This is a genomic window from Methylomonas sp. LWB (genome assembly GCF_001856095.1).
Classification (GTDB): Bacteria; Pseudomonadota; Gammaproteobacteria; order Methylococcales; family Methylomonadaceae; genus Methylomonas; species Methylomonas koyamae_A.
The window spans coordinates 71,169-87,423 of the sequence record NZ_MKMC01000089.1; the positions used below are offsets into that span (position 1 = coordinate 71,169).

Sequence of the window (16,255 nt, forward strand, 5' to 3'; positions counted from 1 at the left end):
ATTATTTCTCCGGCCGACTGCTTTGTTGGGAGTGCGGAGCACTGTCTGTTTCAGGGCCCGCTTGTTTAACCGGTCTTTGCCATCCGGCGATACTGACTTGCTTGACGCGGCTTAGGGTCAATTGCTCGGCGGGGGTGTCCTTGGTAATCGTCGAACCCGCGCCTATCGTGGCGTTTTTGCCGACTCTGACCGGTGCCACCAATTGCGAGTCGGAGCCGATGAAGGCGCCGTCTTCGATGACGGTTTTGAATTTATTCACCCCGTCGTAATTACAGGTAATGGTGCCGGCGCCGACGTTGACCTTGCTGCCGATTTCGCTGTCGCCAATATAGCTCAAATGGTTAATCTTGCTGCCGGCGCCGACGTCGGCTTTCTTGATTTCGACGAAATTGCCGATGTGGACCTGCTCGGCCAAGCGGGTTTGCGGTCGCAGACGGGCGAACGGGCCGATCCGGCTGCCGGCGCCGATTCCGGCGTCCTCAATGACGCTATTAGGCAGAATTTCCACGCCTTCGCCGATAGTGGCGTTCTTGATGATGCAATTTGCGCCGATCTTGACGTTGGAGGCAATGCGGTTCACGCCTTCGAAGATCACGTTGATGTCGATGTCGATGTCTTGACCAAGCTCGGCGAAAACGCCGCGCACGTCTAGGCGGGCCGGATCCCGCAAGGTCACGCCTTTCTCCATCAGCGCCTGGGCTTGTTCGCGTTGGTAAACCCTTTCCAAATGGGCCAATTGCGCGCGATTATTGACACCCAGCACTTCGTCGGCACTGGCGGCCTGACTGGTTTCTATCGTCAAACCGTCGTCTACCGCCATTTCGATAATGTCGGTCAGATAGTATTCGTTCTGGGCGTTGTTGTTGGACAGCCGTGCCAGCCACTGCTTGAGCTGGCTGCCCTTGCAAGCCAGGATGCCGGTATTGCCTTCGTTGATTTGCGCCTCTGCCTCGTTGGCGTCTTTTTGTTCGACGATCTTGATGACCGCATGATCCTTGTCGCGGACGATGCGGCCGTAGCCGGTAGGATCGTCCAAAGTCACGGTCAGCAACGCCAATGAAGTCAGACTGGCTTTGCGCAACAGGGTTTGTATGGTTTGGGTTTTCAGCAGCGGTACGTCGCCGTATAGGATCAAGACGGTATCGCCGTCTTCGACATGATCGATGGCTTGCTGTACCGCGTGACCGGTGCCAAGCTGCTGCTTTTGCTCTATCCAGGTGGCGTCCAACGCACTCAGGGTTTGTTTAACCGCCTCGCCACCGTGGCCGTAGACGATAAAGATTTGATTGTCCTCTAGCCCGCGGCTAGTTTGGTATACGTGCTCCAGCAATGCCCGGTTGGCGATTTCATGTAGCACTTTGGGCCGAGCCGAACGCATCCGCGTACCTTGGCCGGCGGCGAGTATTATGGTTTTTATCGACATCGTGATTCCTAAAACAAAAAAGCCCGATGACGTCTAGCGCCATCGGGCTGTATTTTTACGCGATTCCGAGCTTACGCGCCACGTTTTCTTAATCTATCCAGAGTCCGTAGCTTCATGACCGCGTCGGCCAATTCGGCCTGCGCGAGGGCGTAGTCGATTTTACCGCTCTTGTCGGACAGCATTTCCTCGGCTTTGGCCTTGGCTTGCAAGGCGGCGGCTTCGTCAATGTCCTTGGCCCTAATCGCGGTGTCGGCCAATACCGTGGCGACATGCGGCTGCACTTCCAGGAAGCCGCCGGTAATGTAAAACGCGTGCTGCTCCTTGTCGCTGATCTTGACCCTGACTTCGCCGGGTTTCAATTTAGTGATCAGCGGTGCGTGCCGCGCCGCGATACCGACATCGCCCATTTCGGCCGGCGCGAACAACATTTCCGCCAAACCGGAATAGATTTCCTGCTCGGCGCTGACTATGTCAACATGGATGGTCATTACCATGATCGAACCCTCCTATGCCGAGTTACATGTTTTTGGCTTTTTCGATGGCTTCGTCGATTGTTCCCACCATATAAAAAGCTTGTTCGGGCAAGCTGTCGTACTCGCCGCTGATAATGCCTTTGAAGCCGGCGATGGTGTCTTTCAAGGACACGTATTTGCCGGGCGAACCGGTAAATACCTCGGCCACGAAGAACGGTTGCGACAAGAAGCGTTGCACTTTACGCGCGCGAGCCACCGTCAGCTTATCTTCTTCGGACAATTCGTCCATGCCCAAGATGGCGATGATATCGCGCAACTCTTTATAGCGTTGCAAGATACCTTGCACGGTTCGGGCGGTTTCGTAATGTTCTTGACCGATCACCAGCGGGTCCAACTGACGGCTGGTGGAATCCAACGGATCGATCGCCGGGTAAATACCCAACTCGGCAATTTGACGGGACAATACCACGGTCGCGTCCAAGTGAGCGAAAGTAGTGGCTGGCGACGGATCGGTCAAGTCGTCGGCCGGTACGTAAACCGCTTGGATAGACGTGATAGAACCAGTTTTGGTCGAGGTAATCCGTTCTTGCAGAACACCCATTTCCTCCGCCAGGGTCGGCTGGTAACCTACCGCGGAAGGCATACGGCCCAACAACGCCGATACTTCGGTACCGGCTAGGGTATAACGATAAATGTTATCGACGAAGAACAACACGTCACGGCCTTCATCACGGAAAAACTCCGCCATGGTCAGACCGGTCAACGCAACGCGCAAACGGTTTCCCGGCGGCTCGTTCATCTGTCCGTAAACCAACGATACTTTGTCGATAACGTTGGAATCGGTCATTTCGTGATAGAAGTCGTTACCTTCGCGGGTCCGCTCACCAACGCCGGCAAATACCGAATAACCGCTGTGCTCGATCGCGATGTTACGGATCAATTCCATCATGTTCACGGTCTTGCCTACGCCCGCGCCGCCGAACAGGCCGACTTTACCGCCTTTGGCGAACGGGCAAACCAAGTCGATCACCTTGATGCCGGTTTCCAGCAACTCATTGGCTGGCGCTTGATCGGCGTAAGAGGGCGCGTCGCGGTGGATAACCCATTTTTCTTTCTCGCCGATAGGCCCTTTTTCGTCGATGGCGTCGCCGAGGACGTTCATGATACGGCCCAGCGTGGCTTGGCCGACCGGTACCTTGATCGCTTCACCGGTGTTGCTGACGCCGGCGCCGCGTTTCAGACCGTCGGTAGAACCCATCGCAATCGTGCGAACCACGCCGTCGCCCAATTGTTGCTGGACTTCCAGAACCAGACCGCCGTCAACATTCAACGCGTCGTATACTTTCGGCAGGTTTTCGCGCGGAAATTCCACGTCGACGACCGCTCCGATGATCTGAACGATTTTACCCAAACTCATTATGTCGTCCTCTTTAAAAATCTATCTAAACTTGTCTTGAAAGGCCTAAACGGCGGATGCACCGGCAACGATCTCGGAAATTTCCTGGGTGATGGCGGCCTGTCTGGCTTTGTTGTAAACCAGTTGCAATTCCTTGATGATGTTTCCGGCATTGTCGGAAGCACTCTTCATCGCCACCATCCGGGCGGCCTGCTCGCAAGCGTTGTTTTCCACCAAACCTTGAAACACCGTGGATTCGACGTAACGAATCAGCAAACTGTCCAGAACGTCCTTGGCATTGGGCTCGTACAAATAATCCCAATGGCCGGACAAAGCCGGTTCCAACTCGCCGACTTGCACCGGCAGCAGTTGTTGCAGCACCGGTTTCTGCGTCATCGTGTTAACGAAATCGTTGCTGATCAGAAACACTTGGTCGATCCGGCCGGCTTCGTAGGCATCCAGCATGATTTTCACCGTCCCGATGATGTCGGTTTGGTGCGGCGTATCGCCGAGCTTGGTTGCTTGACCGATCAGGTTGGCATTCAGCAGGTTGAAAAACACGGCCGCCTTGCCGCCGATCGCGCACACATCGACTTCGATGCCGTTAGCGCGCCATTGCTGCATTTCGACCAAGATCTTCCTGAACAGGTTGGCGTTCAAACCGCCGCACAAGCCGCGGTCGGAACTGACCACGATAATGCCTACCCGCTTAACCTCGCGTTCGATCAGGAACGGATGTTTATATTCCGGATTGGCATAGGCCAGATGCCGAATGATCTGACCTATTTTTTTTGCGTAAGGCCGGGTTGCTTGCATGCGGTCCTTGGTTTTCCGCATCTTGCTCGCCGCCACCATTTCCATGGCTCGGGTGATCTTCTGAGTATTTTTGATACTCGCGATCTTGGTACGTATCTCTTTGCCAACAGCCATGTGCGGACCCTTTACCAGCTACCGGTCTTGACGAAACGCTCGATGGCGCTGTGAATGCCTTTTTGAATTTCGTCGTTGTAGTCGCCTTTCTCGTTGATTTTAGCCATCAGCGCGGACTCTTCGTTGCGCATGAAATCCAGCAGCGCGGCTTCGAACGCACGGACCTGCTTGACTTCCAAGCTATCCAGGAAACCGGAGTTCGCCGCGTATAACGAAACACCCATTTCGGCAACCGACATCGGCGCGTATTGGTTTTGCTTCATCAACTCGGTGACGCGTTGGCCGCGCTCGATTTGCTTGCGGGTGCTTTCGTCCAAATCGGATGCGAACTGGGCGAAAGCCGCCAACTCGCGGAACTGCGCCAAGTCCAGACGAATACCGCCACCCAGTTTTTTGATGATCTTGGTTTGCGCCGCGCCGCCAACCCGCGATACCGACAGACCGGCGTTGACCGCCGGACGAATACCTGAGTTGAACAGACCGGTCTCCAGGAAGATCTGGCCGTCGGTGATCGAAATCACGTTGGTTGGAACGAAGGCTGAAACGTCGCCGCCTTGGGTTTCGATGATCGGCAGAGCGGTCAACGAACCGGTTTTGCCTTGTACCTTGCCGCCGGTTAGCTTCTCGACTTCAGCCGCATTGATGCGGGCCGCGCGCTCCAACAGGCGCGAGTGAATGTAGAATACGTCGCCAGGGTAAGCTTCGCGTCCTGGCGGACGGCGCAGCAACAGGGAGATTTGACGGTAGGCCCAAGCTTGCTTGGTCAAGTCGTCGTAAATGATCAGCGCGTCTTCGCCTTTATCGCGGAAGTATTCGCCCATCGAGCAGCCGGTGTACGGCGCGATGAATTGTAGCGCGGCGGATTCCGAGGCTGACGCCACGACGATAATGGTGTGATCCATCGCGCCGTGTTCTTCCAATTTACGTACCACGTTGGCGATAGACGAGCGTTTTTGCCCGATCGCAACGTAGATGCATTTAATACCGGTACCTTTTTGATTGATGATCGCGTCGACGGCAATTGCTGTCTTACCGGTTTGACGGTCACCGATGATCAGCTCCCGTTGGCCGCGGCCGACCGGAATCATCGAGTCGATCGCTTTCAAGCCGATTTGGACCGGTTGATCAACCGATTGACGGGCAATAACGCCCGGAGCGATTTTTTCGATCGGCGAGCTCAAGGCGGTATCGATCGGACCCTTGCCGTCGATCGGATTACCCAACGCGTCGACCACGCGACCCAACAGCGCGTCCCCAACCGGCACTTCCAAAATCCGGCCGGTGCATTTGACGGTGTCGCCTTCGGTGATGTCTTGATAACCGCCCAACATGACCACACCGACCGAATCGCGTTCCAAGTTCAATGCCATGCCATAAGAGCCGCCGGGAAACTCCAGCATTTCGCCCTGCATTACTTCCGACAATCCGTGAACCCTAACGATACCGTCGGTCACACTGACCACGGTACCTTCCGTATGGGCTTCGAGGTGGGCGTCGAAATTTTCGATCTTCTTCTTGATCAGATCACTGATTTCTGATGGATTTAATTGCATGTTATTTTCCCGCTCTAACTCTTAAAGTCTTTTGGCTAATTGATGAAGCTGGCCTCTGACGGAACCGTCGATGACTTTATCGCCGGCTCTGGCGAGTATGCCCCCAATTAACGATTTATCGACAGAAACGGCAGCGTTGACTTTTTTGTTCAAGACTTTTTCAAGCATGGCGACATATTTGCCTTGCTCGGCCTTGCTCAACGCGTATGCACTGTACAAGTCGACATTGACATAGCCTTCGTCGTCGGCTTTGTGCTGTTCGAACATTGTCGCAATTTGCGGCAACAGCGACAGCTTGTCGTTGTCTATCAGTATCTTGATCAGATTTTTCGCTTCATCCAGAACATGGTCTCCGCAAATGTCGAAAACCAAGTTCGTAATGTTCTGTTTACCCACTCTAGGGTTATTCAAAATGTCGGACAGGGCCGGTTCCCGCAGCGCCAAAGACAAAAAAGCCAACGAATCGGACCATGCGGCGACAGCGTCGCCCTCCTTGGCACGCTTGAACACAGCTTCGGCATAAGGTCTTGCTAGTGTCGCTAACTCAGCCATGGCCTAACCCAATTGGTCCGCTGCTTTGCTGAGAATATCCTGATGCTTGGCCTTGTCGATTTCTTCTTTCAATATCTGTTCGGCCGCGCGCAACGCCAACGAGGAAACTTCCTTACGCAGACTTTCCCTGGCTTGCAGCAATTCTTGCTCGATTTGGGCCTTGGCCGCTTCCAATAACCGTTCGCCTTCTTTTTTGGCTTGGTCCTTGGCATCCTCGACTAACAGGTTGGCACGCTTTTGAGCGGCACCGACAATCTCGGAAGATTGCTCCTTGGCTTCCTTCAAGATGGATTTGGCTTTTTTCTCGGCCAATTTGATTTCTTCTTGGCCTCTCTCGGCCGCCGCCAATCCTTCGGCGATCTTTTTTCTGCGCTCTTCCAAAACGCCCAATAGGTATGACCAGACGTACTTCTCGGTGAACCACACCAGAAGCGCGAAGGTAATCATCTGCCCGATTAGGGTTAGATTGATACTCATGAATGTTCCTCGTTATACCGTTGCCCGATTGATTATTGAGGTAAGGCTATGCCGTAACCCCGATCGACAATCTTGCAATTAGCCAGCAACCGCTTGAACGGCCGCCAGGAACGGGTTTGCAAACGCCAACATCAACGCCAGACCCACACCGATCATCGCTACCGCGTCCAACAGACCGGCGATCAAAAACATTTTGCCTTGCAGCATCGGCACCAATTCAGGTTGGCGAGCGGCGGCTTCCAGGAATTTACCGCCCAACAGACCGAAACCAATCGCGGTGCCAATGGCGGCCAAGCCGAGGATAATGCCCACTGCGATTGCGGTAGAGGCTTGAACATTGGCAATTAATGATGCGATTTCCATAGTGTCTCCTAATAAAAGGTAAGTAGTTATAAAGTGAATGAATTAGTGGTCTTCGTGGGCCAGACTCAAATAAACGATAGTCAGGACCATGAAGATGAAGGCTTGCAGCGTGATAACCAGAATGTGAAATATCGCCCAAGGAAAACCCAAGATCGGCTGTATCGCCGGCGGCAGCAACGCGATCAGAATAAAGATCAATTCGCCGGCATACAAGTTACCGAACAACCGCAAACCCAGAGAAATCGGCTTGGCCAGCTCTTCCACGGTTTTCAGGATCAGGTTGAACGGAATCATGACCGGATGATGGAAAGGCGTCAGCGTGAATTCCTTGATAAAGCCCCATACACCCTTGATCTTGATGCTATAGAAGAAGATCAGCACGAATACGCTCAGCGACAACGCGAAAGTCCCGTTCAAATCGGTACTCGGTACCACGCGCAAATAGGGGATTCCCATCCAGCCGCCCAACATTGGCAACAAATCGACTGGCAACATGTCCATGGCATTCCACAGGAATACCCAACAGAAAATCGTCAACGCCAGTGGAGCAATCAATTTGCTACGGCCGTGAAACGTGTCCTTCACCTGGGTATCGACGAACTCGATCAACAGCTCGGCGAAATTCTGCGCCAAGCCCGGCACTCCGGTGGTTGCCTTGCCGACGACGGTCTTAAAAAAGCCCAGAAATAAACCACCCAATACGGCCGAAAAAAACAGAGTATCCAGATGTAGAGCCCAAAAACCCTCGCCAACCGACAGCGGAGTCAAGTGATGGACTATATAACCCGTCGCGCCACCTTCACTAGCCATTTTTCCTCGCAAAAATCTAAATACGCCACGTCAGCAGCGCAAACCAAAATACCGATAATACTGCAATGTAACCCAACAGCAGCATCAAAAAATCGATGACGGGAATCTGTAACGCCAAGATGAACAGCGCCGCTGTCAAAGCCAATTTGATCGTTTCACCCGAATAAAAGGCATTCACAACTTTTCTGGCGCCGGCATGTCTGACGAGATGCAGCCGGTAGGCAAAATACAGATTCGGTATCAATGCCACCAGACCGCCCAGCAAAGCCGACAGCGCGGATTTCCAAGCGCCCATCAATAAAAATCCCGATGCCACCAATGTGGCCATCAGGACCTGTCCAAGCAAGACTTTTCCGACAGTAGAAAACGCATTTCCAACTGCCATCCGTTTCCCCTTTTCTTTTAAGCCGAGGGATTATATCCAGCCCTACCCGCTAAAGCAAGGTAAGGGCTTGGGAAGCCCCGCTCCAACCGGCCCCCAGAAACCACAACAATCATCTGTGATTTTAGGTTTTCGGAGTATAAGCAACTGTCATGCCAGCACAACTAAGCCGGTTTTCCTGACCATTCCAACGCATTCCTTGTTGCGAACCCTACAATTTCACCAGCCCGATGGCGTAAGCCCGACACTGAAAGCTTCTCGTCCAAGACATTCGCCGAATGAAGACAACCAATCCTCTCAGACCCACTCCTGGACCGCCAAGACGATCCCCCACGCTGCCCGCGCGGCTCTCGAATCGGTCCGATAGAGCTCGTTGTTAGCCTATCCGGCCGATAATCCCCTCCAGCTCTTCCAAACTACTGTAATTGATCACCAGCTTGCCCTTGCCATTGCTTTGATGGTTGATCTCGACCTTGGCACCAGTGCGTTCGGACAACTCGCGTTGCAATCGCAACGTGTCGGGGTCGGCCTTCTTGGCGACGGCCGGCTTTTCGCCGTGCAACTCCCTGACTAATTTCTCGACGGCGCGCACGGTCAGATGTTGTTTGACGGCCTTATTGGCGATTTCGACTTGCTCGGCTTCATCCAAGCCCAGCAGCGCCCTGGCATGACCCATTTCCAACCGGCCGCGCGCCAGCATGGTTTTGACCTCACCGGCGAGGTCCAGCAAACGCAGCAAATTGGTCACCGTGGTCCGAGATTTGCCGACCGATTCGGCGATCTGCTGATGCGTCAATTCGAATTCGTCGAGCAAACGATGCAAGGCCTCGGCTTCTTCCAGCGCATTCAAATCCTCGCGCTGGATGTTCTCGATCAAAGCCACTGCCATCACCGAGCGATCATCGATGTCCTTGACGATGACCGGCACCTCGGCGAGTTCCGCCAACTGAGCGGCGCGCCAACGACGCTCGCCGGCAATAATCTCGTATTTTTCGCCGTCGGTCTTGCGCACGACGATCGGCTGAATGATGCCCTGCGCGGCAATCGAATCCGACAGTTCCTTCAGTTTTTCCGGGTCCATGTCTCGGCGCGGCTGGTATTTGCCGCGCTGCAGAAATTCGATGGGGAGTTTTTGCACGTCTTGCGGCTTCTCGGCGCTGGCCGGTGGCGATACCACGTCGCCAAGCAGCTCGCTCAATCCCCGGCCTAAACCGCGTTTTTTTTGCATCATGATTTGGCAGCCTTGTGTTTTCGTATCAGTTCGCCGGCCAACGCGATATAGGCCACCGCGCCGCGCGAAGCCTTATCGTAGGTCAGCACCGGTACGCCGTGACTCGGCGCTTCGGCCAGCCGAATGTTTCGGGGTATCGTGGTCCTGAACACCTTGTCACCGAAATACTCGATCAATTGGTCGGACACATCCTTGCCGAGGCGACTGCGATTGTCGACCATGGTGCGCAGGATGCCTTCCAGATGCAGGCCGGGGTTGACGCTGTCGCGGATATTACGCAACGTGGACATCAGCGACGACAAGCCTTCGAGCGAGTAATACTCGCACTGCATCGGAATCAGTACGCTATGGGCGGCCACCATGGCGTTCAGCGTCAACATGTTCAAGGACGGCGGGCAGTCGATCAGAATGTAATCGTATTGCTCCTTGACCGGCAACAAGGCGTCGGCCAGCCGCCGCTCGCGGTGCTGGGCACCCATTAATTTGACTTCGGCGGCGGTCAGATCGGCGTTGCCGGGAATCAGGTCAAAACCCAATTCTTTGTTTTTCAGAATGATACCGGAGACTGGCACCTCTTCCAGCAGCAATTCGCAACTGGAATATTCCAGCTCATCCTTGTTCACGCCGCAGCCCATCGCCGCGTTGCCTTGCGGATCGAGGTCGATCAATAACACCTTACGCTTGGTGGCGGCCAAGGCCGCCGCCAGATTGACGCTGGTCGTGGTTTTGCCGACTCCGCCCTTTTGATTGGTAATCGCGATAATCTTAGCCATGCTTGAGTCCTTGTACCCGAATCAGACAACGCTCGGCGTCTATGCCGGGCACCGTCAGCGGTATCAGTTGAGTTTCGGCGTCGATTCCCGCCAGTTCGTCGCGCGGATTTTGGCCCTTCATCGCCAGCAGGATACCGTCTTCGGCCAGTAAATGGCCGGTCAGCGCGACGATGTCGGGCAACGAAGCGAAAGCGCGAGTCAACACCGCATCGAATCCGGCATCCGGCGCCCATTGTTCGACTCGCGCATGCACGACGTCGACATTGCCCAGCTTTAGTTCCAGCGCGGCCTGTCGCACGAAACGAGTTTTCTTGGAATTGGAGTCAACCAGCGTAAAACGGCAATCCGGCCGGCAAATCGCCAGAGGAATACCCGGCAAACCGGCACCAGTACCGATGTCGGCGATTCGGGTCGGTTTCAAATGCGGCAGAATCGCCAAACTGTCGAGCAAATGCAGACTGACCATCTCCAACGGATCGCGCACGGCGGTCAGATTATAAGCCTTGTTCCACTTAACCATCAGTTGGATGAAGCGCAGCAGTGCGTCGATCTCACTGTCGCTGGTCGGCAAAGCCAAGGCCGTCAAGCCTTGCAGCAGTTTTTCCCGGCAAGCATCCATCAGGCGCTTTTCTTTTTAAGATGCACCAATAACAGCGAAATTGCCGCCGGGGTGATGCCGGGAATCCGCGACGCCTGGCCCAGGGTTTCCGGCCTTTGTTTTTTCAGCTTCTCGCTGACTTCGTTGGACAGTCCAGATACCAGACTGTAATCGACGTTTTCCGGTAGCTTCAAATGCTCGTAGCGCTGAGTTCGGTTGATCTCGGTTTGTTGGCGGTCGATGTAGCCGGCGTATTTGGCCTGGATCGCCACTTGCTCGGCGACTTGTTCGTCGATGTCGCCTTCGTCGCTGAAATGCTGCAATAAATTGTCGACGTCCACTTCCGGCCGGCGCAGCATCTCCATCAGACTGGCTTCCTTGACCAGTTTTTTGCCCCAGATCTGCTCGGCCAGCGCGGCCTCGTCGCTTTCCGCGCGTATCCATTTCTTCGCCAGTTTGCCTTGCAGATTGGCGATGGCTTCGCGCTTTTCTTCAAAGCGTTGCCAGCGGGCGTCGTCCACCAAGCCCAGCTCCCGGCCTTGTTCGGTCAAGCGCAAATCGGCGTTGTCCTCGCGCAGCTGCAGGCGGTATTCGGCGCGACTGGTGAACATCCGGTAGGGTTCGGCGGTGCCGCGAGTGATCAAATCGTCGATCATCACGCCGATGTAGGCTTCCTCGCGGCCGGGGCACCAACTTTCCAAACCTTTCGCCAATCTTGCCGCGTTCAAGCCGGCGATCAAACCTTGAGCGGCGGCTTCTTCGTAGCCGGTGGTGCCGTTGATCTGGCCGGCGAAGAACAGCGCATTCATATGCTTGGTTTCCAGCGAGGTTTTCAAATCGCGCGGGTCGAAGAAATCGTATTCGATCGCATAGCCAGGCCTGACGATTTCGGCGTTTTCGAAACCCAGCATGGTGCGGATAAAACGGTATTGGATATCGAACGGCAAACTGGTCGAAATGCCGTTCGGATAGACTTCGTTGGTATTCAAACCTTCCGGCTCGACGAAAATCTGGTGCGAATCGCGCTCGGCAAAGCGCACCACCTTATCTTCTATCGACGGGCAATAACGCGGGCCGACGCCTTCGATGATGCCGGAATACATCGGCGATCTATCCAGACCGGAGCGGATAATGTCGTGGGTTTGCTGGTTGGTGCGGGTGATATGACAGCAGATTTGCCTTGGATGCTGTTCGCGGCTGCCCATGAACGAAAATACCGGCAGCGGCGTGTCGCCGTGCTGCTCTTGCAATTTGCCGTAGTCGATGGTCCGGCCGTCGATCCGGGCCGGCGTACCGGTTTTCAAGCGACCGATGCGAAACGGGAGTTCGCGCAGGCGCTGCGCCAAATCGATCGAAGCCGCATCGCCGGCGCGGCCGCCACTATAATTTTCCAGCCCGATGTGGATGCGGCCGGCCAGAAAGGTACCGGCGGTCAACACCACGGCTTTGGCGCTAAATTCCAAGCCCATCTGGGTTTTAACGCCGGTCACCCGGTCGCCCTGCACGATCAAGTCCGAAACGGTTTGCTGAAACAAGGCCAGATTCGGCTGATTTTCCAACGCGGAACGCACCGCCTGTTTATACAGCATCCGATCCGCCTGCGCGCGGGTCGCGCGCACCGCCGGACCCTTGCTGGCGTTCAGAATCCGAAACTGGATGCCGCCTTTATCGATGGCTTTGGCCATGACGCCGCCAAGCGCATCGACCTCTTTCACCAAATGGCCCTTGCCGATGCCGCCGATGGCTGGATTGCAGCTCATTTGCCCCAAGGTTTCGATGTTTTGGGTCAACAGCAGGGTTTGCGCGCCGGTGCGAGCCGCCGCCAGCGCCGCCTCGGTGCCGGCATGGCCGCCGCCGACCACGATCACATCAAAGTCTTTCTGGAATTTCACAGGCAATTCACGCTCGAATAGGGTTAAAATAACACGCTATTTTAATGGCTTACGGAGAAAAAAGCATGAAAAAACAAAAGCAGGGCAAGGGTTTGCATGAACCGCCCACCCATAACCCGGTCGCGAAATTCGCCCACCGTTACAACAAACACCAAATTTTCGCCGATAAACGCGCCTACCAACGCAAAGGCAAACACCGCGGGCAGGAGCCCTTTGCCATCGTTTCGGCCGAGCCGATGGCAAAGGGCTTAGCCGAACTAAGCCAGCGTGTTCCGACCCGCCTCGGGCCGGTCGGTTCCACCAGACTACGCTAACCGCCCATCGAGACGATTCCGGCCGCCCCCTGGCCGTACTTTGAGGATTTCCCACGCAGTGAAAGCAAGCATAGAAGACAAAGTTCAAACCCGAATTCCCACCAAACACGGCGAATTCATCCTGCACTACTACAGCAACAGTCTGGACGACAAGGAACACGTCGCCTTCGTCAAGGGCGAGGTCGCCGGCAAGGACAACGTACCGGTACGCATACACTCCGAATGCTTCACCGGCGACGTATTAGGTTCGCGGCGTTGCGACTGCGGCGCGCAACTGGACATGGCGCTGGGCTTGATCGAGCAGGCCGGCTGCGGCGTGTTGATTTACCTGCGCCAGGAAGGCCGCGGCATCGGCCTGCTGAAAAAGCTGCAAGCTTACAATTTGCAGGATCAGGGGCTGGACACCGTCGATGCTAATATCAAACTGGGACATCTGGCCGACGAGCGGCAATACGACATCGCCGCGCTGATTCTCAGCGCCTTACAGGTACGCTCGATCAATTTGATCACCAACAATCCGCAAAAAATCGACGAACTGACCAAACTGGGCGTAAAGGTTCACGACCGGATCGCCATCGAAACCCGGGTTCACGACGACAACGTCGATTATCTGAAAACCAAGGCTGAACGCATGCGCCACATGCTGAACATGCCCGACAGCGAATAAATCTATGCTGGACCATCTGAAACTACCCGCGTCCGCGCTGAAGCTGACGTTAGACCTGCCGCACCCAACGCCCCCACACCCGGCGTCCGGCATCCTCGGCCAACAACGCGCCCAGTCGGCGCTGGCCTTCGGCATCGCGATGAAGGCGCCGGGCTACAATATTTTCGTGATGGGCGAACCCGGCACCGGCCGACTGTCGATGGTCAGTCAATATCTCGGCGAACAGGCCGAACGCCAGGAATCGCCGCTGTCCTACGCCTATGTCGAGAATTTCGACAACCCGCGCGAACCGGTCGCCATCGAGCTACCGTCCGGCGAAGGCCATAACTTCGCCAAGGACATCGAAAAATTGATAGACGGCGTCCTGGCCACCTTTCCGGCCTCGTTCGAAAGTCCCAGTTACCAGCAAAAAAAAACCGCGATCGAGCGCCGTTTCAGCCAACGCTATAACAGCGCGATCGATCTGGTCGACAAAAAGGCCCGCGAGATGGATGTCGCGCTGTACCGCGACAACGACGCCATCACCTTTTTGCCGATCCAAAACAACAAAGCGCTGGACGAGGAACAATTCACACTGCTGCCGCAAGCAGAGCGCGACGCCTTCCATCAACACACCGAGGAACTGGAAGAATATCTGAGCGAAGTGTTGCTGGAGCTGCCGCAGTGGCGGCGGGCGCTGGTCGAGGAAATGCGCCAGCTCGACAACGACACCATCAAGCTGGCCTTGGAGCCGCTGTTGGCCGAATTGACAGGCACCTATCAGAACGTCGACGACGTCATCACCTATCTGGCCGAAGTCGAGAAAAACCTGAGCCTGACCATCGGCGACCTACTGATGCCCAGCCGCAGCGGCGAAGGCCGCGAATTCGTCAGCAAACGCCAAATCCTGATCGAGCAATATCTGCCGAATATTCTGGTCGATTGCAAACACGACGGCGTCGGCGCGCCGGTAATTTACGAACCGCATCCGATTTACCAAAATCTGTTCGGCCGCATCGAGTACGTCAGCGACCAAGGCACATTAGTCACCAACTATCGACGCATCTGTCCCGGTTCGCTGCACCGCGCCAACGGCGGCTATCTGATCCTCGACGCCGAAAAAGTGTTGACCTACCCCTTTGTCTGGGAAGGCCTGAAACGGGCGCTGAAAGCGGGCAAAATCGAAATCGAATCGCCGTACTCGGAATTGGGCATCAACACCATCACGTTAAAACCGGAAGTGATTCCGCTCAACGTCAAGGTCGTTCTGGTCGGCGATCGCGACATCTACTACCTGCTGGAAGAGCTGGATAGCGAATTCAACGAGATGTTCCGGGTGCTGGCCGATTTCGACGACCACATCAAACGCACGCCCGACAACGTCGGCCAGTTCGTGCAACTGCTGGTCCGCCACGCCGCCGACTCCGGCGCCAAGGCCTTGACCGACCAGGCCTTGCTGCGGCTAATCGAACACAGTTGCCGCTTGGCGGAGGACCAAGGCCGCTTGTCGGCCCACGTCAATCAATGCCTGGAAATCATCGCCGAGGCCAATTTACTCGCCGGACAATCCGGCGCCGACGACATCGGCAAACCGGAAATCGAACTGGCGCTGAGCGCCCGCGAGCAGCGCAACGGCCGTATCGCCGAGGCGATACTCGAGGAAATGCTGGACGGCACGATTTTGATCGATACCGACGGCCAAGCCATCGGCAAGGTGAACGGCCTGACCGTAATGGACATCGGCGGCAGCAGCTTCGGCGCGCCGGCCCGAATCACCGCGACGGTACATCCCGGCTCGCGCGGCATCGTCGACATCGAACGCGAAGTCGAACTCGGCCAGCCCATCCATTCCAAGGGCGTGATGATCTTGACCGGCTATCTGGGCCATTGTTACGCCCAACAATTTCCGCTGGCGATCTCGGCCAGCATCGCGATGGAACAATCCTACGGCCACATCGACGGCGACAGCGCCTCGCTGGCCGAGTTGTGCTGCTTGATCTCCGCGCTGACCCGCACCCCGATCCGACAAGATTTGGCGATGACCGGCTCGATCAATCAATACGGGGAAGTGCAGGCCATCGGCGGCGTCAACGAAAAAATCGAAGGTTTCTTCGCGCTGTGCCAGGCGCGCGGCCTGACCGGTACCCAGGGCGTGATCATACCAACCTCCAATAAACGCCATTTGATGTTGAAACAGGACGTCATCGACGCGGTGGAAAAAGGCCTGTTCGAAATTTACGCGGTATCCAAGGCCGACGAAGCACTCAGTCTGTTAACCGGCCAAGACGCCGGCGCGATGAACGAAACAGGGCAATATCCGGAAGGCAGCGTGAATTTCAAGGCCGTGGCCCGCTTGAAGGAAATTTCCGATCTGGCCTCCGACGACGACAAGGAAACCGAAACCGGTTAGCGCATGGGCTACATACAAAGGGAAAGTTGAAA

17 protein-coding genes are annotated in these 16,255 nt (G+C 55.6%); 3 read left to right on the forward strand and 14 right to left on the reverse strand.

The genetic code is table 11. The features are described from left to right. Position 1: 1 nt before the first annotated feature. The 14 genes from glmU to mnmG form a co-directional block, all read right to left on the reverse strand. Positions 2 to 1,423 (reverse strand): bifunctional UDP-N-acetylglucosamine diphosphorylase/glucosamine-1-phosphate N-acetyltransferase GlmU, encoded by a 1,422-nt coding sequence (glmU, locus tag BJL95_RS22070; RefSeq protein WP_071160755.1) that lies wholly within the window; start codon positions 1,421 to 1,423, stop codon positions 2 to 4. Between the two features lie 71 nt (positions 1,424 to 1,494). Continuing rightward, positions 1,495 to 1,917, reverse strand: a complete 423-nt coding sequence (locus BJL95_RS22075) for a F0F1 ATP synthase subunit epsilon (protein ID WP_064028288.1) — start codon at positions 1,915 to 1,917, stop codon at positions 1,495 to 1,497. Positions 1,918 to 1,939: 22 nt separating this feature from the next. Next, positions 1,940 to 3,313: a F0F1 ATP synthase subunit beta gene (atpD, locus tag BJL95_RS22080; RefSeq protein ID WP_064028291.1), complete on the reverse strand. Its 1,374-nt coding sequence runs from the start codon at positions 3,311 to 3,313 to the stop codon at positions 1,940 to 1,942. Between the two features lie 45 nt (positions 3,314 to 3,358). Then, positions 3,359 to 4,222: a F0F1 ATP synthase subunit gamma gene (gene atpG / locus BJL95_RS22085; protein WP_071160756.1), complete on the reverse strand. Its 864-nt coding sequence runs from the start codon at positions 4,220 to 4,222 to the stop codon at positions 3,359 to 3,361. A gap of 11 nt (positions 4,223 to 4,233) precedes the next feature. Next, on the reverse strand, positions 4,234 to 5,775 hold the full coding sequence (gene atpA / locus BJL95_RS22090) for a F0F1 ATP synthase subunit alpha (protein ID WP_064028295.1): 1,542 nt from the start codon (positions 5,773 to 5,775) through the stop codon (positions 4,234 to 4,236). Positions 5,776 to 5,796: 21 nt separating this feature from the next. Then, positions 5,797 to 6,327, reverse strand: a complete 531-nt coding sequence (locus BJL95_RS22095) for a F0F1 ATP synthase subunit delta (protein ID WP_064028297.1) — start codon at positions 6,325 to 6,327, stop codon at positions 5,797 to 5,799. Positions 6,328 to 6,330: 3 nt separating this feature from the next. Further along, entirely contained in the window at positions 6,331 to 6,804 is a 474-nt protein-coding gene (locus tag BJL95_RS22100; protein ID WP_064028299.1) for a F0F1 ATP synthase subunit B, read from the reverse strand. 78 nt (positions 6,805 to 6,882) lie between these two features. After that, a complete protein-coding gene (gene atpE, locus BJL95_RS22105) occupies positions 6,883 to 7,167 on the reverse strand; it encodes a F0F1 ATP synthase subunit C (RefSeq protein WP_064028301.1) in 285 nt (94 codons plus the stop codon). Positions 7,168 to 7,209: 42 nt separating this feature from the next. Then, positions 7,210 to 7,977: a F0F1 ATP synthase subunit A gene (gene atpB, locus BJL95_RS22110; RefSeq protein ID WP_071160757.1), complete on the reverse strand. Its 768-nt coding sequence runs from the start codon at positions 7,975 to 7,977 to the stop codon at positions 7,210 to 7,212. A gap of 16 nt (positions 7,978 to 7,993) precedes the next feature. Next, a complete protein-coding gene (locus tag BJL95_RS22115) occupies positions 7,994 to 8,362 on the reverse strand; it encodes an ATP synthase subunit I (RefSeq protein ID WP_071160758.1) in 369 nt (122 codons plus the stop codon). A 373-nt stretch (positions 8,363 to 8,735) separates the two neighbouring features. Continuing rightward, positions 8,736 to 9,590, reverse strand: coding sequence for a ParB/RepB/Spo0J family partition protein (locus BJL95_RS22120; protein WP_071160759.1), 855 nt, complete (start codon positions 9,588 to 9,590; stop codon positions 8,736 to 8,738). Beyond that, positions 9,587 to 10,363, reverse strand: coding sequence for a ParA family protein (locus tag BJL95_RS22125; RefSeq protein WP_071160760.1), 777 nt, complete (start codon positions 10,361 to 10,363; stop codon positions 9,587 to 9,589). The genes BJL95_RS22120 and BJL95_RS22125 overlap by 4 nt, the downstream gene beginning before the upstream one ends. After that, complete coding sequence (gene rsmG, locus BJL95_RS22130; RefSeq protein ID WP_071160761.1) at positions 10,356 to 10,982, reverse strand: 16S rRNA (guanine(527)-N(7))-methyltransferase RsmG; 627 nt, start codon at positions 10,980 to 10,982, stop codon at positions 10,356 to 10,358. The genes BJL95_RS22125 and rsmG overlap by 8 nt, the downstream gene beginning before the upstream one ends. Then, a complete protein-coding gene (gene mnmG / locus BJL95_RS22135) occupies positions 10,982 to 12,853 on the reverse strand; it encodes a tRNA uridine-5-carboxymethylaminomethyl(34) synthesis enzyme MnmG (protein WP_071160762.1) in 1,872 nt (623 codons plus the stop codon). Before mnmG ends, rsmG begins: the two co-directional genes overlap by 1 nt. A 65-nt stretch (positions 12,854 to 12,918) precedes the next feature. On the opposite strand from mnmG, the gene BJL95_RS22140 reads away from it, so the two are divergent. Genes BJL95_RS22140 through BJL95_RS22150 form a run of 3 tightly spaced genes read left to right on the forward strand, consistent with a single transcriptional unit; the run spans position 12,919 to position 16,223 of the window. Continuing rightward, entirely contained in the window at positions 12,919 to 13,167 is a 249-nt protein-coding gene (locus BJL95_RS22140) for a hypothetical protein (RefSeq protein WP_071160845.1), read from the forward strand. A 58-nt stretch (positions 13,168 to 13,225) separates the two neighbouring features. Beyond that, on the forward strand, positions 13,226 to 13,834 hold the full coding sequence (ribA, locus tag BJL95_RS22145) for a GTP cyclohydrolase II (protein WP_071160763.1): 609 nt from the start codon (positions 13,226 to 13,228) through the stop codon (positions 13,832 to 13,834). A 4-nt stretch (positions 13,835 to 13,838) separates the two neighbouring features. Next, positions 13,839 to 16,223: a Lon protease family protein gene (locus BJL95_RS22150; protein WP_071160764.1), complete on the forward strand. Its 2,385-nt coding sequence runs from the start codon at positions 13,839 to 13,841 to the stop codon at positions 16,221 to 16,223. The last annotated feature ends 32 nt before the right edge of the window (positions 16,224 to 16,255 follow it).

What these genes read in the sequence shown, in the direction of transcription:
- glmU (WP_071160755.1), bottom strand. Translation starts at nt 1,423, where the DNA reads ATGTCGATAAAAACCATAATACTCGCCGCCGGCCAAGGTACGCGGATG.
- BJL95_RS22075 (WP_064028288.1), bottom strand. Translation starts at nt 1,917, where the DNA reads ATGGTAATGACCATCCATGTTGACATAGTCAGCGCCGAGCAGGAAATC.
- atpD (WP_064028291.1), bottom strand. Translation starts at nt 3,313, where the DNA reads ATGAGTTTGGGTAAAATCGTTCAGATCATCGGAGCGGTCGTCGACGTG.
- atpG (WP_071160756.1), bottom strand. Translation starts at nt 4,222, where the DNA reads ATGGCTGTTGGCAAAGAGATACGTACCAAGATCGCGAGTATCAAAAAT.
- atpA (WP_064028295.1), bottom strand. Translation starts at nt 5,775, where the DNA reads ATGCAATTAAATCCATCAGAAATCAGTGATCTGATCAAGAAGAAGATC.
- BJL95_RS22095 (WP_064028297.1), bottom strand. Translation starts at nt 6,327, where the DNA reads ATGGCTGAGTTAGCGACACTAGCAAGACCTTATGCCGAAGCTGTGTTC.
- BJL95_RS22100 (WP_064028299.1), bottom strand. Translation starts at nt 6,804, where the DNA reads ATGAGTATCAATCTAACCCTAATCGGGCAGATGATTACCTTCGCGCTT.
- atpE (WP_064028301.1), bottom strand. Translation starts at nt 7,167, where the DNA reads ATGGAAATCGCATCATTAATTGCCAATGTTCAAGCCTCTACCGCAATC.
- atpB (WP_071160757.1), bottom strand. Translation starts at nt 7,977, where the DNA reads ATGGCTAGTGAAGGTGGCGCGACGGGTTATATAGTCCATCACTTGACT.
- BJL95_RS22115 (WP_071160758.1), bottom strand. Translation starts at nt 8,362, where the DNA reads ATGGCAGTTGGAAATGCGTTTTCTACTGTCGGAAAAGTCTTGCTTGGA.
- BJL95_RS22120 (WP_071160759.1), bottom strand. Translation starts at nt 9,590, where the DNA reads ATGATGCAAAAAAAACGCGGTTTAGGCCGGGGATTGAGCGAGCTGCTT.
- BJL95_RS22125 (WP_071160760.1), bottom strand. Translation starts at nt 10,363, where the DNA reads ATGGCTAAGATTATCGCGATTACCAATCAAAAGGGCGGAGTCGGCAAA.
- rsmG (WP_071160761.1), bottom strand. Translation starts at nt 10,982, where the DNA reads ATGGATGCTTGCCGGGAAAAACTGCTGCAAGGCTTGACGGCCTTGGCT.
- BJL95_RS22140 (WP_071160845.1), top strand. Translation starts at nt 12,919, where the DNA reads ATGAAAAAACAAAAGCAGGGCAAGGGTTTGCATGAACCGCCCACCCAT.
- BJL95_RS22150 (WP_071160764.1), top strand. Translation starts at nt 13,839, where the DNA reads ATGCTGGACCATCTGAAACTACCCGCGTCCGCGCTGAAGCTGACGTTA.